This is a genomic window from Microbacterium lacus (genome assembly GCF_044794305.1).
Lineage (GTDB): Bacteria > Actinomycetota > Actinomycetes > Actinomycetales > Microbacteriaceae > Microbacterium > Microbacterium lacus_B.
On record NZ_CP084996.1, the window covers coordinates 818,088 to 833,168 of the forward strand.

Genomic DNA, 15,081 nt, shown 5'->3' on the forward strand with positions numbered 1-15,081 from the left:
GAGAGCGCATAGCCTGGAACCCCAGCCTAATCTTCCCGATGGAACACGATGACGACTCAGAGCATGCTCGATGAGCGCTACGGCAGACGCCGCCGCGGAGCCCCGCGATGGGGAATCGTCGTCGCGATCACGATCGGCGTCATCGTCACCGGGCTCTTCGGGTGGATGACCATTGCCAGCACCCTGGACGACGTCGGAGCCGACGCAACGGGCTTCGAGATCGTGGATGATCACTCGGTCGTGGTGAACTTCCAGATCACTGCACCTCTCGGTCGCTCGGTCGCATGCGCGCTCGAAGCGCAGGATGTCGAGCACGGCGTCGTCGGGTGGAAGATCGTGGAGTTCCCGGCTTCCGACCAGCACGCCCGAGCGTTCCGCGAGACTATTCCCACGACCGCCGAAGCGACGACGGGTTTGGTCAACTCCTGCTGGGTGACATAGTCTTTCCAGACCACGACGCCCTGGCCAGAGCCGGGGCGTTCGACGTACCGCCCCCGATCGCGCTGTTTCGAATTCATACTGTTATCAAGGAGTCCGACGTGTCCAGCGATGCCCCCGTCACTTTCCTCACGCAGGATGCCTACGACCGTCTGGTCGCCGAGCTCGAGCACCTCTCGACGACCGGCCGCGAAGAGATCGCCAAGCGCATCGAGTCTGCGCGCGAAGAGGGTGACCTCAAAGAGAACGGCGGCTACCACGCAGCCAAAGACGAACAGGGCAAGCAAGAGGCGCGCATTCGCACCCTGCAGCACCTGTTGAAGACCGCCACGGTGAGCGAAGCGCCCGAGAGCCACGGCGTGGTGGAACCCGGCACTGTCGTGACGGCCATCGTCGCCGGCGGCGAAGAGGTCTTCCTTCTCGGCAATCGCGAGATCGGCGTCGGTTCAGCGCTCGATGTCTACAGCGAGGCCTCGCCGCTCGGCGCGGCCATCCTCGGGCTCAACGAGGGTGACAAGACGTCGTATGTGGCCCCGAACGGTCGCGAGATCGCGGTCGAGGTCATCAAGGTCGACACCTACAACGGTCAGTAGTCCGACGAGCGCTACGCTCAGTCAGCCAGCACGCGCGGTGTGAAGCCCGCTGCCTCGAGGATCGCGATGACGTGAGCGCGGTGCTCTTCGCCACGCGTTTCGACGCTTAGCTGAAGTATCACCTCGCTGATCTGAAGTCCCTGTCCGTGGCGGGTGTGCAACACCTCGATCACGTTCGCTCCGGCCTGCGACAGCAAGTGCGAGACGCGGGCGAGTTGTCCGGGACGATCCGGGAGCGGGATCTGCAGTGTCATGTACCGACCGGATGCTGCGAGCCCGTGCGCGACGACGCGCTGTAGCAGAAGTGGATCGATGTTGCCGCCCGAAAGCACGGTGATCGTCGGGCCCGTGGCGTGAATCTTTCCGGCGAGGATGGCCGCAACCCCCACGGCTCCGGCGGGCTCGACAACCTGCTTGGCGCGCTCGAGCAGAACAAGGAGCGCGCGCGCGATGTCGTCATCCGAAACGGTGACGACCTCGTCGACGAGTTCACGAATGATCTCGAAGGGCAGGTCTCCCGGCCGAGCGACCGCGATGCCGTCAGCGATCGTCGGGCTCGTCGTAACTTCGAGCGGATGCCCCGCGGCGAGCGAGCTGGGATAGGCAGCAGCATTCTCGGCCTGCACACCGATGATGCGCACGTTGCGGCCGTCCACTGCTGCGCGAGCCTTGACCGCGGCGGCCACGCCGGCAACGAGCCCTCCCCCGCCTATGCCCATAACGATCGTTTCGACGTCGGGGCACTGTTCGTACAGTTCGAGGCCGAGCGTGCCCTGCCCTGCGATCACGTCTGGGTGATCGAACGGGTGGATGAAGACCGCCCCTGTGCGCGCCGCGAACTCGGCCGCGAGTCGTAGCGGGGTCTCGACTGTTTCGCCCTCCAGGATCACCTCGGCCCCATAGCCACGGGTCGCCAGCAACTTGGGGACGGGCACTCCGAGGGGCATGAAGATCGTCGCTCGAATTCCCAGCGCCTGCGCCGCCAACGCCACACCCTGCGCGTGGTTGCCGGCTGAGGCTGCCACGACACCGCGAGCACGTTCCTCTTCGGTGAGCCGTGACAGCCGGTACGTCGCGCCTCGAATCTTGAAAGAACCGGTGCGCTGCAGATTCTCGAGCTTGAGATGTACAGGCACGCCGAGCACATCCGACAGGTGCTTGGAATGATCGAGCGGGGTGACCGTGATCACGCCGTCGAGCGTGGCTGCGGCATCCTCGAACGCCGAAAGGGTGGGGATCGCGGTGGACAAGTGCGGGGTGCCGCTCACGAACTGCTCTTTCTCTGACGGGGGACGGTGCTCCAGATGAGGTCGACATCAGGCGGGAGACCTGTCTCCCATGCCCGCCTCGACACGTACACCGCGACGACATTGACGAAGGCCGCGAGAGGAACGGCGAAGAGAGCGCCCGGAATGCCGGCGATCATCGCGCCTCCGGCCACCACCAGCACCACCGCGAGCGGGTGTACCTTCACAGCCGATCCCATCAGGAGGGGCTGGAGCACATGCCCCTCCAGTTGCTGCACCGCGAGAACCACGATCAGCATCCAGAGCGCGATCCAAGGGCCGTTGTAGACCAGGGCGAGGAAGACCGCCAACGCGCCGGTGATGACGGCACCGACGAACGGAATGAACGCTCCGAGGAACACCAGAACAGCGACCGGAATGGCCAGCGGAACCCCGAGCAGAAACGCGCCCAGGCCGATGCCGATCGCGTCGATCGTGGCCACCAGCAATTGGGTCCGCGCATAGTTGACGACCGTGACCCAGCCCGCGCGTCCCGCGCCATCGACGGCCGGGCGTGCCTTACGAGGGAAGATTCGTGTCGTCCATCGCCAAATGCCGGCACCGTCGGCAAGTAGGCAGAGAAGGATGAAGAACGCCAGGAGCGCCCCCGCGACCACGTGCCCGAGGGTGCTGCCGATCGCGAGGGCGCCGGAAAGGAGGAGTTCCGCCTGTTGCTGGACGAATGTCCACCCCTGCCCGAGCAGATCGTCGATCTGTTTCGCGGTCAGGTGAAGCGGTCCGTCGATCAAGTACTGCCGGAACTGCTCGAGAGCCTCGACGGTGCGTGCCTGGACCGAAGGCCACTGGCGCGCGATCTGCCAGATCGCGAGCCAGAGCAAGCCGCCGACCACCGCCAACGTCAGCAGCACAGACAGCACGATGGCAAGCCAACGCGGTACGCGGCGCCGCAGCATCCAAGTGAAAAGCGGGTGGAGAAGCGCAGTGAGGAGGATCGCGATGAGGAGGGGAATGACGAGGAGCTTGAGTTGGATCACCAACCAGATCGCGACTCCGACCGCGGCTGCGACGATCAAGAGCCGCCACGAGTAGGCGGTCGCCGTGCGCAGACCACGCGGGATGTTCCCCGACATCTCAGTGGTGACGACCCGACTGCGATCACGGAGTGCGTCGAACACCGAACCTCGAGGTTTCGGGTCTGTTCCGCTCATCGGGCCAGTCTAGGCGCGCGGCATTCCGCGCCGGTCATACAACCGGACCGGTCTACCCGGCCTTGCGGGTCGGACGTCGGAGGCGGGCACTAGGCTGGCCCGCGTGAAGTCGACGCGCAGCAATGCGAAGCGAAGCAACACGCTCAGCAGCGCACAGGCGCGGCGCGTCGCTCTCGCAGCCCAGGGGTTCGGTGGCGCGCGCACGACGAGCGCGGGCACGCGACAGCTGAATCTCGCGCTCGCACGCATGAAGACTCTGCAGATCGACTCGGTCAACGTCTTCGCGCGATCGCATTACATGCCGCTGTTCTCCCGGCTGGGTCCGTACGACACGGCCGCGCTCGATCGACTCGTTTTCGCACGCAAGGCCCCGTATGTCGAGTACTGGGCACACGTGGCGGCTCTCATTCCGGCAACTGACTGGGGTCTCTTCCGCTTTCGCATGGACGATCTGCGCGCGAAGTACGGTACGAAGCCCGACAGCTGGCCTGTCGTCCACGCTGATGTGATGGATTGGGTCCGCAGCGAACTCGCCGCACGAGGACCTCTGCGCCCGGCGCAGATCGACCACAACGCCAAAGAAGCCCGTCGAGGTGCGTGGTGGGACTGGGACGTGGTCAAGAACGCTCTGGAGTTGCTGTGGATGTTCGGCGAGGTCGCGATTGCGGGGCGTCGCGGGTTCGAGCGCACCTACGCCCTGGCTGAGCACGTCATTCCGCGTGAAGTGCTCGACAATCCCGTGCCGCGTACCGAGGCGATCCATGAACTGGTCCGACGCGCGAGCGCCGCGTACGGGGTGGCCACGGCATCCGACATCGCCGACTACTGGCGGATCAAGGACCGCCCTGTGGTGATGGCGGCGATCTACGACCTCGAAGAGGCGGGTGAACTCCTCCCGGTGCAGGTCGAGGGATGGCAGAGCGCGGGCAGGCCCGCGAAGGCGTGGCTGCATCGGGACGCCGCGCTCCCCCGCGGCATCGACACCGCCGCAATCCTCACTCCGTTCGACCCTGTCGTGTGGTTTCGCGATCGTGCCGAGCGCCTCTTCGGGTTCGAGTACCGCATCGAGATCTATACGCCGGCTCCCCAGCGGCGCTACGGCTACTACTCCCTACCGGTGCTGATCGGCGACGACCTCGTGGGGCGGGTCGATCTCAAGGCCGACCGGGCTCGCTCCACACTGATGGTGCAATCCGCCTGGTGGGAGCAGAGCCGTCCCCCAGACGCACCCGCTCGGCTGGCCGAACAGCTGCGGTCGGCCGCGCGGTGGCAAGGTTTGGAGTCGCTGTCGATATCTGGGTGGGGCGATGCGACAGGTGATCTCGCGCGCGAGCTGGCGGAGGCATCCCGTCACGAAGCCAACACGGCACTCACGCTGAACACTCCCGTCCGCGCTAGCGTGGACGAGTGAAGCGCAAGACAACCGTCGGGATCGTGGTGGGCGCGTTCGTCCTCGCCGCTGTCGGTGGTGTTGTGGTGTGGTCACTCAGCTCGCGCGCGCCGTCGGCCGAAGAAGCGGCTGATACGTACTTGCGAGCCCTTTCCGACGGCGATGCCGAGGCGGTTCGCTCTCTCTTGGAGATCGAACCGGAGAATTTCGCGCAGATCGAGTCGGCCTTCTCCAGCGCTGACGCTTACCTCGGGGACTACACATTCGAGGTCTTCGAAGACAGCTCGGTGCGGGCTGAAGTCGATTTCGACGGCGAGCCCGCAGTGGTGGGCTTCGGACTCTCAGAAGGTGCTGACGGGTTCCGTGTAACGTCCGACTATCTCGCGACACTGGAGGCCACAACAACGTTGGGCGACTCCGTGACGATCGGTAGCACGATCTTCTCCACGTCAGAGGCTGCGCACCTGCTTCCTGCGCTCTACACGGTCGGCGCGGCACCGGCCGAACTCTTTTCCGGCGACGCAGCTGTCGTCGTCACCAATGAGAATCCGGTGCGGGTCGCCGTTGAGGCATCCCTCTCCGCCGAAGGCATCGCCCTCATCGCCAGCCAGCTCGACGACTACGCCCGAGCATGCGCTGAGCCCGGCGCAACGGTGCCCGAGAATTGCGGACTTCGCGTGCCGTGGGCTGCTGACCTTGCCGCGCTCTCTGCAATCACTTTCCGGATCGATCAGTTGCCGGTGCTCGCTGTGGCCGACGATCTCGCTTCGTTTGCCGCGACCGATGGCATCATCGTGGCCACCGCCATTGGTACGACCCGCGACGGCGCGAGCGCGAGCTTCACCTACCGCGCCGATGACTGGGCACTTCGAGGCGTCATCGAGTTAACGAATGGCCGCATGGCGCTCCGTGTGATCTAACCCCTCAACGTTCGTGCACGATCTCGAGGCCGAGCCAGCGCGCGAGGTCGTTCACTTCGGCATCGACGGCGGATGCCACGGCCGGCGTGAACGGTTCGTCTTCGTGCAGCGCATTGATGCGCAGTACACCTGCCTTGCGATCAGCCTTCGCGTCGAGCTTGCCGACGAACCGGTCGCCGTGCAGGATCGGCAAGGCGAAGTACCCCCACCGACGCTTCGCGGCGGGCTTGTACATCTCGAGGATGTACTCGAATCCGAAGATCTCCTCCAACCGCGCGCGATCGAACACGAGCCTGTCGAACGGCGAGAGCAACGCTGTGCGGGGCGAGAAGTTCTCACTCGCGGCAAGAGCCTCAGGGTCGATTCGCCACACGCCGGGGACGCCCTCGACGACAGCCTCTTCGCCGAGGTCGCCCAGGTCCGGCGGATCTGCAGGATCGACCACAGATTTCGTTCGCGCGATTCCGAGCGCGCCGAGTCTGCGCACCGCGCGCTCGCGGGCTGCCTCGGCGTTCGTCAGTTCGTCGATCTCGGTCGGGTACACACGTTCCGCCAGATCGAACAGCCTTCCACCGGAGTCCCGCGATGAAATGGCGACGTCTCCGCACATCACGAGAATCTCGAGCATCTGCATCGAGTTTCGGTTGTTCGTCCATCCCGTCGAGCGCCATGATACCTGCGCGGTGTCGGGGATCTGCGCCGCGCGCAGGGGCCCCTCTTGCCTCAACCGCGCCAGCACATCCGCGCGGAATCGAGCATTGGCAGCCAACCACTCGCGCGGCTGCGCATAGCGGGGGCGTTGCTTCATGTCGGGCACGACGATCGCCAGGTCGGCCATCGTTCGGTAGAAGCCGTTCCACTCGAACACCGCGCGGTCCTCCACCTCCAGTCGCAACAGATCAGCAGGCTGATACGGCCAGCCGAGCCTGCTCCACAGGATGAGGTCGGCACTCGGCGCGATCGCCGCCGTGGGCTCAATGTTGACCACGCCGAGCGTGTCGATCGCTTCGACGATTCCTGCGGGCCTGTCCGCGGTGAGGAGTTGCGCCTGGATTGCGACGCGGCGCGCGCGCTCGCGCGTGAGGGTGTGGACCACGGTGCGCGCTACGCTCGCGCCAACCCGAGCCAGCTCAGAATTGAACCCTCGGCGGCTCCGAGATCGCGGCGCCGTCAACGACCTCGAAGAACTCGCGCTCGTTGAAGCCGAGGTTGCGCGCGAAGAGATTGTTCGGGAAAACCTTGATCTTGGTGTTCAGTTCGCGCACGCCGCCGTTGTAGAAGCGCCGCGAGGCCTGAATCTTGTCTTCGGTGTCGACGATCGACTGCTGAAGTTGAAGGAAGTTCTGACTCGCCTGAAGCTGCGGATACGCCTCTGCAACCGCGAAAAGCGACTTGAGCGCCTGCTGCATATGGCCTTCGGCGAGACCGGCCTCGGCCGGACTACCTGCTGACAGCGTCTCTGCGCGCGCTCTCGTGACGTTCTCGAACACAGCCTTCTCGTGCGCCGCGTAGCCCTTCACGGCCTCGATGAGGTTGGGCAAGAGGTCGGCGCGTCTCTTGAGTTGCACCGTGATGTCACTCCACGCCTCGTCGACGCGGACGTTGAGCTGGACGAGCGAGTTGTACGTCGCCCATAGGTAGATGCCCGCGATGACGACGAGCGCCACCACGATCAAGACCGGGATCAACCATGGCCATTCCATACTGAGCGACTCCGTTCGGTTTTGCCCTCATCCTAGCCATCGGCGGTGCACGGCATCAGAGTCCGCCGAGGACTCTCAGCGCCTACTCACCCAGGACGCGTTCAAGATAGACGTTCTGGAATGTGCGATCCGGGTCGAGGCGATCGCGGAGCGCGGTGAACTCATCGAACCGGGGGTACCGCTCTCGCAGCGCCGAGGCATCCAGCGAATGCATCTTGCCCCAGTGCGGGCGGCCCCCGAACGACAGCATGATCTCTTCGACGGCGTCGAAGTATTCGGTGGGGTCTTCGCGCCAGTAGCGGTGGACGGCGATGTAGGCCGTCGCGCGGTCATAGGCCGTGGAAAGCCAGAGGTTGTCGGCCGCGGCGAAGCGCACCTCGACGGGGAAGGAGATTCTCCAGCCACGATCCTCGACGAGCGCCCGCACCGCCTCGAAAGCACGCCTGACGTCTTCGACGGGGAGCGCGTACTCCATCTCGCGAAAACGCACCGAGCGCGATGTGGCGAATACGCGCGCCGACGCATCGGTGAACTCGCGGTCACCCCACACCTTCGCCGAGATGCGGTTGATCGAGGGAATGGTGGCCGGGATTGTCCGGGCCACACTGCACGCCACCTGATGAAGGCCCGAGCCGATCACCGTGTCATCGACCCACTTGCTCACGGCGGACAGCGGGTGCCGCGGCGCGCTTTCAGGAAGCCGTGTGTTCGTCTTGGTCATTGCTCGATCGGTGTGCGGAAACCAGTAGAGCTCGAAGTGATCGGCCGTCGCGATTCGGTCATCGAGCGCGCTCAGCACCGCCACCAGCGGCTCAGGTCGCTCCACAGCGTGCAGCACAAATGCAGGAACACACTGGATCGTCACCTCGACCAGGATCCCGAGCGCGCCCAGGCCCAGTGCGATGGCCGGAAGCAGTGCGATGTTCTCGTTCTCGTCGACGACGAGGATGTCTCCGGATGCCGCCACCACGCGCGCACCGCGAACCTGTCCCGCGATTCCGGTGAACCGAGCGCCGGTTCCGTGGGTTCCGGTCGAGATTGCGCCCGAAATCGACTGACGATCGATGTCGCCGAGATTCTGCATGGCCAGGCCATACGGCGCCAGCAGAGCGGGGATCTGGTGCAGGCGAGTGCCGGCGAGAAGAGTCACGAGTCCGCGCTCGCGGTCAACACGGACGAGACCGGTGAGATCAGTGAGGTCGAGCAGTACACCCGGGGCGACGGCGATGCCGGTGAAGCTGTGACCCGCACCGACAGCTTTCACGAGCATTCCCCGCGTCCCCGCTGCGCGCACCGACCGTTGCACGGCCTCGACCGTTCTGGGGAACTCGACGCGCTGCGGGCGCACGGACGCCGAACGGCCCCAGTTCTGCCACGTGCCTCCGGGCCTGGTCACAGGAACGCCTTTCCCTCTCCGCGGTAGGTGGGTGCCTCACCGACGATGCGACCATGATCGACGAGCAGGTACCGGTCGACGCGCTCCGCGAGCTCCCCGCTCTTGGAGTGACGGAACCACACGCGGTCCCCCACGGCGATGGCTCGGGCAGCACCACCCTGGAGCGGTGTCTGCACCTCACCGGCGCCCTCACGGCCGATCGTCTTCAGCCCCGCCGGCCAGACCGGCAGAGGCTGGCGTGAGGCGAGCGCGGGACCAGAAGCGATCCACCCGCCGCCCAGCACCGTAGCGATATCGGGTTGCGGCTTACGGACGACTTCGAGACCGAACGTTGCGGCCGGCGCGAGGGTGAACGCGCGGTAGCCGTCGAAAAGGTGCCCGGCGAGAAATCCACTCCCTGCAGTGAGTTCAGTGACCGAGAGATCGGATGCGGTGTACTCGAGCGATCCAGTCCCGCCCCCGTTCACGAACTCCAGCGGCGCCACCTCACGCAAGGCGGCCACGATCGCAGCCCTGCGGGCGATGAGCTCATCGCCCGATCGGCGCTGCATCCAACGGATGACGGTGTCACCGAAACCCGTGTCATCGCCTTGACCGGCGATTTGAGCCTCGTACATCATGAGCCCGACGAGGCTGAATCCCTCGCGTGCGGCGATGGCGCGGGCGAGGGTCGCCACGTCGCCCGGCTCGTGCACGGGCGAGCGGTGCACGCCTACATGGCCGAGGCCGGGGGCACGCCAGGATGCATCTGCATCGATGGCGACGCGGATGACCGGACGCTGGGCGGGTGCGACGACGGCGTCGATGACGTCGAGCTGCGCGAGGTCGTCGACCATCAGAGTCACCCGTGCCGAGGCGATCTCATCGTCGGTCAGTGCAGCGATCGCCGCGCGATCGACGCTCGGGTAACCCAGGACGACATCCTCATGTGTCTCGGCGAGCCACAGCGCCTCCGGCAGGGTGAACGCGAGTATCCCGCGGTAGCCGGGCAGAGCCAACGTCGCGTCGATGACTTCACGCACCCGTACCGACTTGCTGGCGACGCGGATGGGGACACCGGCGGCCCGCACGAGCATGTCGAGGGCGTTGTGCCGCAAAGCCGAGACGTCGATGACCGCGACGGGCCCTGACACGCCCTCCACGGCCGCGCTCAGCGACTCCCCGTACTCGCGCGCGTCTCGCCAGGGCTGCGTCGTCACAGGGACGGAGAGAAGGTCGAGGGTCATCGTCGCGACCTCGGGGGGGCACACATGTGATCTACCATACGGTTCCCATGACGACCGAAGAGCCCGAGCGCCGCGGCTACCGTAATCGGGTCGGATCCGGCTAGCGTGCCAGGGTGGGCGATGCAGAACGACGAGCAGCGGGGCACGGCGCGCACCCCGAGCCCGGCGTAGCGTTCGTGCTCGGCGGGCGGTCTGCGCGGTGCCGTCCAGATCGGTATGCTGCGCGCACTTCTGGAACGAAAGACCAGACCGAGCGTGATCGTCGGAACCTCGATCGGCGCCATCAACGGTGCCATCGTAGCGAAGACTCCGTCGCTCGGCGCGATCGATGATCTTCTCGAAGCATGGATGTCACCCGAAGCCGCCTCGGTGTACGGCGACTCGTTTCTGTACCAGTTCTCGCGTCTCATCCGTACGCGCACCCACATGAACTCGCCTGCCCCGCTCCGGCGGATGCTCGAGCGCATCCTCGGCGCCGAAGCGGACTTCGGTGACCTCTCTGTTCCGTTGCGGGTGGTTGCGGCGAGCATCGAGCGGGCGGCAGAGCAGGTCTTCGACTCCGGGCCGCTCATCCAGGCCGTGCTGGCGTCCGCTTCCGTTCCCGGTCTGCTGCCGCCGACCCGGATCAATGGCGAGACCTATATCGACGGGGGCGTTGTCAACTCGATTCCGATCAGCCCGGCGGTCGAGACCGGTGCGACGACGATCTTCGTGTTACAGGTGGGTCGGGTGGAGAAACCGCTGCGGCCGCCACGCACGGCGGTACAGACGGCTCAGGTCGCCTTCGAGGTCGCCCGACGACACCGCTACGCTCGCGACATCGCGACGCTTCCCGAGGGCATATCACTCCACGTTCTCCCGATCGGCGGCGCGCTGGAGGGAGACGACTCACTCATGTCGTACCGCCGCATGGACACTGTGCGCACCCGCATCGAACTGGCGTACGAAGCGAGCACGTCCTACCTTGACGATCACTTTCCTTCGCCGGCGAGCCCGAGGTGATCCGACTCCCCCCGCGATGGGTGCGCAGGGTGGTGATCGCACCGCTGGTCGTCATCGCCGCCCCCCTGCTCATCGGTCTGATGCCCCTGCTCCTCCTGGTCATCATCATCGTGGCTTCGTTCATCCCACGCCGGTTCCGATGGCCGCGGGCGCTGCTCATCGCCCTGGTCTACCTCCTGTGGGATGCACTCCTGCTGCTCGTTCTCTTCGCTCTGTGGATCGCCACAGGCTTCGGATGGAAGATCCGCTCGTCGTGGTCGATCCGCGCCCACTACGCGGTGGCGGCCCTCGCGCTGAGAGTGCTCTTCTGGGTCTGTCGCGGGGTACTCCGCGTGCGCGTCCTCACCGAGGGTGCGCAACAAACGGACGACAGCACGACAGCGGCGTCGTTCCGTCAAATGCTGCGCCCCGGCACGCCCGTCATCGTCGCGAGTCGGCACGCTGGCCCTGGTGATTCCTTCGTCCTCATGCATGCGCTCCTGAACCACGTCAAACGGATGCCTCGGGTCGTGGTCAAAGACACGCTCCAGTGGGATCCCGCCATCGATGTTCTGCTGAATCGACTGCCCAGCCGCTTCATCAGCCCGACCGGCTTCACTCCGCCGACCGGAGGTTCGGCTCGCTCAGTGCAACGGCCAGCTAACGCCCATGTCGCAGAGAAGGCGATCACCGAACTTGTCGACGGCCTCGGTACCGCGGATGCATTCGTCATCTTCCCCGAAGGCGGCAACTTCACCCCCTCGCGCCGAATCACACGGATCGACCGACTCCGCGAGAGCGGAAAGGAGGCCCTCGCCCTTCGCGCGGAGGCGTTGCAACACGTGCTCGCGCCGCAACCGCGCGGCCTGTACGCGGCGATCGAAGCCGCCCCCCTCGCCGATGTGGTCTTCATCGCGCACTCCGGACTGGACGACCTGTCGAGCGTTCGCGACCTGTGGCGTGCACTTCCGATGGAGAAGCGGATCACGCTCCACGCCTGGCGGGTGCCGCGCGCGGACGTTCCTGTCGCGCGCGACGACCAGATGGTGTGGCTCTACGACTGGTTCACCCGCATCGACGGCTGGATCGACCGGGGGTCACACCCGGCGCCGAAGAGCGGTCCGCAGGCCGCGCAAGAGCAGGAGCAGACCGCCCAGTCCGACGACGCTGCCCAGGAATGAGAAGGACGACACGTCGTCGGTCAGCATAGGACCACCTCCGTCGGTGGTGAGCAGCACACCCGTCAACACGAGGGCGATGCCGATCGCTATCGTCGTCATGCGGCCGAGCACGTCATCAAGCAAGCGCCTCTCCTCGACGCCCTCGAAAGCACGCACACGCACCGACAGAGTCCCCTCGTCCAGGCCGCGAGTCACGTTCTCCAGACGTCGAGGCAATCGACGCGCCTGCTCAGAGAGCAGAGCCGACCACGTCTGCACGTCCAGGAGGGTTCCTCGCGCGGAATGCATCGACAGCGCTAGTTCCGGAGCGATCTTCACCGCGCGCTGAACCATGTCGTAGTCCGATACGAGCTTTCGCAGTGTTCCCTCCAGCGAACCGAGCGTGCGGAAGACGAGTAGGAGCGATGGCGGCATAGCGATTCGATGCCGACGCAGGACGTCCAGCAACAGCCCGAAAAAGCTCCCGTCGGTGCCGGCGACATGCACCCTGGTGAGGAGTGTCCCGATGTCGCGTTGCAAGGCAGAGGTATCCACTGCCCCGGCCGGCGGACCGCACATCAGCAGCGCGACATCCGTAACGGCAACGTCGTCTTCGTTCGCCACCCCGATCAGCATCGCCAAGAGGAGTCGACGCATGCTGCTCTCAACGATCCCCACCGCGCCGAAGTCGATCAGCGTCACCGAGGCGCGCGCCCCGTGGCGCGAGGGGTCGGTGGTCAGGATCAGATTGCCCGGATGCAGGTCCGCATGGAAAACGCCCTTGACCATGACTTGGTCGATGAACGCATCCATGAGCGCGTCCGCAACCTCGAGGGCTTCATCCGGCGGCAACGCGCCGGGCAGCAGCCTGCTGAACGGTGTCCCCGTAGCGCGCTCCTGCACCAGCATCTGTGCGGTCGAGAACTCGCCGAAGAGGCGAGGAATGCGCGGAGTGAACCTCCCCTGGCCGCGGACGGTCGCCCTCAGCAGCTCCGTATTGTTCGCCTCGATTCGGTAGTCGAGTTCTTCTCGCAGACCGCGCGCGAACTCGGTCACCATCGCGTGCGCGCCGTACGCCTTGGCCCAGTCGGTGCGTCGCTCCGCCTCCACAGCCAGGCGGTCCAGGATGTCGAGATCGGTCGTGACCTGCGCACGTGCCTGCGGACGCTGAATCTTCACCACCACTTCCTCGCCACTCACCAGTCGCGCTGCGTGAACTTGAGCGACGGATGCCGCGGCGAGCGGTTCGCGGTCGATCTCGGCGAACACCTCTGAGAGCGGGCGGCCCAATTGCTCTCGAATCGCGACCTCGGCCTCTGCCCACGGAATCGCCGAGGAGTCCATCTGCAACGTCGACAGCGCCGTGGTGAAGGCCGGCGGGAGCACGTCTTCCCTGGTCGAGAGAACCTGACCCAGCTTGACGAAGGTGACGCCCGCCTCATTCATCGCCGAAACCAGTGCCGTGGGCAGTTCTTCTTCGTTGCCCGCACGGCGACTCTCGTAGAACGTGATTCCGTGGCGGGACCCTATCGCGAGGATCTGCGCATACCGGCGGGCGCGATCTCGCCTTCGAAGTGCGTCCCGCACGATCGTGACGGGATTGCGCCACCGGTGCGACGGCCAGAGGAACTCCATCGTCAGGATGACGATCACCACGACCGCCAGCATCCAGCCGATCGTCAGCGCCACCATCGCCAGCGCCACAGAACCACTCACGATGATCTGGCCGTCGCGATACACGTCGGTCTCAGTCAGAGTCCACACCGCAACGGGTGACATGACGATGAAGACCACTAGTGCGGTGATCCAGGCGCGCAACCACCCGATCTCAGCGTCGAGCAACCGGCGTACGATCCAGGCCGCTGCGATCGAGAAGACCAGGACGACGATCGCGAAGACGATCCAACTCGGCATGACCCGATTCTGTCAGCTTCCCGCGACCGCGCCATGAGCGTGCCGCGCAGGTCGGAGATCATTGACCGTCTTTCCGGCCTCCATGACCCAGACCCGTTGGTCGCCCCAGGCCCGGCCGATTCCGAAGCGGATCCCGCGGAACTCGACGACGCCGCTGTCTGCGACCTTCTTGAGCGGATCTCGTCTGCGCGCTCCGGCTGCGGGGCTTACGGGGTGATGGGCCGGGGTGGGTCGGTCTTCGGTGTCGCGCCCATGCCGACGGCGGGGTGATCCGGCCGGGGAGGCCTTGGTGGGGCGGGTGTTGTAGAGGAGGTCGAAGTCGGCTGGCTCGTCGACGTCGAGGAACGCTAGCGGGAGCCCGGCGTTCGGAACCCTAGGTTCGATACAGCCACCGAGTGGAGTGGCGTGCACCGATCTCCTACCTTCGTATGACGGTCGTTCCTCGAGCAGACCGGCCCCATGTGGTCGCTGAACCAATCATCACTGACGAGCAGTGGTACCGTGGGCGCATTCCAGTGGGGAGGGTGACAGACGCGATGATCGACGCGCTCGCTTCCTTCCTGCAGGTCTTGCTCTCCTCTTTCAGTGTGATCGGTGCTCCCGAGGCTGGCTCGGCGACCGTGTGGGCGGCGGTTGTGTTGACGGCTGCCCTCGTCATTGTCCTGTTGCAGGCCGTGGGCTCGCCCCGTTCGGTGATGGCCTCCCTGATCCGCCCGAAGAGGGCCATCGATGTGTCGGTGGCTGTCGCGCAGAGTGATCCGGATGCTGCGGGCCACCCGCGTTCGCGCGCTCCAGGGATCCCGGCTCCGGCCGCGTAGCGCCTCGACGCTCTTCCACCCCGTTCGAAGGGTGATGTGTGTGTTCGTCGATGTCAGGCGTGGCCGTTCCGCAACCACCTCTCACAT

15 protein-coding genes are annotated in these 15,081 nt (G+C 65.6%); 7 read left to right on the top strand and 8 right to left on the bottom strand.

Features of this window, described 5'->3' with window-relative positions; genetic code table 11:
• Positions 1–48 precede the first annotated feature (48 nt).
• Together LG299_RS04060 and greA are read left to right on the top strand one after the other, a co-directional pair.
• The gene (locus LG299_RS04060) at positions 49–441 is read left to right on the top strand and encodes a DUF4307 domain-containing protein (RefSeq protein WP_404433688.1); all 393 of its coding nucleotides are present in this window, start codon (positions 49–51) and stop codon (positions 439–441) included.
• A 98-nt stretch (positions 442–539) separates the two neighbouring features.
• Positions 540–1,031: a transcription elongation factor GreA gene (gene greA / locus LG299_RS04065; RefSeq protein ID WP_404433689.1), complete on the top strand. Its 492-nt coding sequence runs from the start codon at positions 540–542 to the stop codon at positions 1,029–1,031.
• Positions 1,032–1,048: 17 nt separating this feature from the next.
• On the opposite strand, the gene ilvA is transcribed toward greA, so the two are convergent.
• Together ilvA and LG299_RS04075 are read right to left on the bottom strand one after the other, a co-directional pair.
• Positions 1,049–2,299 (bottom strand): threonine ammonia-lyase, encoded by a 1,251-nt coding sequence (gene ilvA, locus LG299_RS04070; RefSeq protein WP_404433690.1) that lies wholly within the window; start codon positions 2,297–2,299, stop codon positions 1,049–1,051.
• A complete protein-coding gene (locus LG299_RS04075; protein ID WP_404433691.1) occupies positions 2,296–3,486 on the bottom strand; it encodes an AI-2E family transporter in 1,191 nt (396 codons plus the stop codon). The genes ilvA and LG299_RS04075 overlap by 4 nt, the downstream gene beginning before the upstream one ends.
• Before the next feature lie 103 nt (positions 3,487–3,589).
• On the opposite strand from LG299_RS04075, the gene LG299_RS04080 reads away from it, so the two are divergent.
• Positions 3,590–4,897 (top strand): winged helix-turn-helix domain-containing protein, encoded by a 1,308-nt coding sequence (locus LG299_RS04080; RefSeq protein WP_404433692.1) that lies wholly within the window; start codon positions 3,590–3,592, stop codon positions 4,895–4,897.
• Complete coding sequence (locus tag LG299_RS04085) at positions 4,894–5,796, top strand: hypothetical protein (protein ID WP_404433693.1); 903 nt, start codon at positions 4,894–4,896, stop codon at positions 5,794–5,796. Before LG299_RS04080 ends, LG299_RS04085 begins: the two co-directional genes overlap by 4 nt.
• A 4-nt stretch (positions 5,797–5,800) precedes the next feature.
• Here the strand turns inward: LG299_RS04085 and LG299_RS04090 are convergent, their stop codons facing one another.
• From LG299_RS04090 to LG299_RS04105, 4 genes are all read right to left on the bottom strand, one after another.
• Positions 5,801–6,892 (bottom strand): DNA glycosylase AlkZ-like family protein, encoded by a 1,092-nt coding sequence (locus LG299_RS04090; RefSeq protein WP_404433694.1) that lies wholly within the window; start codon positions 6,890–6,892, stop codon positions 5,801–5,803.
• Positions 6,893–6,926: 34 nt separating this feature from the next.
• The gene (locus tag LG299_RS04095; RefSeq protein WP_404433695.1) at positions 6,927–7,499 is read right to left on the bottom strand and encodes a LemA family protein; all 573 of its coding nucleotides are present in this window, start codon (positions 7,497–7,499) and stop codon (positions 6,927–6,929) included.
• An 82-nt stretch (positions 7,500–7,581) separates the two neighbouring features.
• Entirely contained in the window at positions 7,582–8,895 is a 1,314-nt protein-coding gene (locus LG299_RS04100) for a D-arabinono-1,4-lactone oxidase (protein ID WP_404433696.1), read from the bottom strand.
• Positions 8,892–10,121 carry an alanine racemase gene (locus LG299_RS04105; RefSeq protein ID WP_404433697.1) on the bottom strand — a complete coding sequence of 410 codons (1,230 nt, stop codon included), beginning with the start codon at positions 10,119–10,121 and terminating at the stop codon, positions 8,892–8,894. The genes LG299_RS04100 and LG299_RS04105 overlap by 4 nt, the downstream gene beginning before the upstream one ends.
• Before the next feature lie 216 nt (positions 10,122–10,337).
• Here LG299_RS04105 and LG299_RS04110 point away from each other — a divergent pair, with 216 nt between their 5' ends.
• Positions 10,338–11,123 carry a patatin-like phospholipase family protein gene (locus tag LG299_RS04110; protein ID WP_404433698.1) on the top strand — a complete coding sequence of 262 codons (786 nt, stop codon included), beginning with the start codon at positions 10,338–10,340 and terminating at the stop codon, positions 11,121–11,123.
• Positions 11,124–11,152: 29 nt separating this feature from the next.
• Entirely contained in the window at positions 11,153–12,283 is a 1,131-nt protein-coding gene (locus tag LG299_RS04115; protein WP_404433699.1) for a 1-acyl-sn-glycerol-3-phosphate acyltransferase, read from the top strand.
• On the opposite strand, the gene LG299_RS04120 is transcribed toward LG299_RS04115, so the two are convergent.
• The gene (locus LG299_RS04120; protein WP_404433700.1) at positions 12,200–14,176 is read right to left on the bottom strand and encodes an ABC1 kinase family protein; all 1,977 of its coding nucleotides are present in this window, start codon (positions 14,174–14,176) and stop codon (positions 12,200–12,202) included. The genes LG299_RS04115 and LG299_RS04120 overlap by 84 nt on opposite strands.
• Positions 14,177–14,188: 12 nt before the next feature.
• Positions 14,189–14,587 carry a hypothetical protein gene (locus tag LG299_RS04125; RefSeq protein ID WP_404433701.1) on the bottom strand — a complete coding sequence of 133 codons (399 nt, stop codon included), beginning with the start codon at positions 14,585–14,587 and terminating at the stop codon, positions 14,189–14,191.
• 113 nt (positions 14,588–14,700) lie between these two features.
• Between LG299_RS04125 and LG299_RS04130 the strand changes: the two genes are divergently transcribed.
• Entirely contained in the window at positions 14,701–14,994 is a 294-nt protein-coding gene (locus LG299_RS04130; RefSeq protein WP_404433702.1) for a DUF6412 domain-containing protein, read from the top strand.
• The last annotated feature ends 87 nt before the right edge of the window (positions 14,995–15,081 follow it).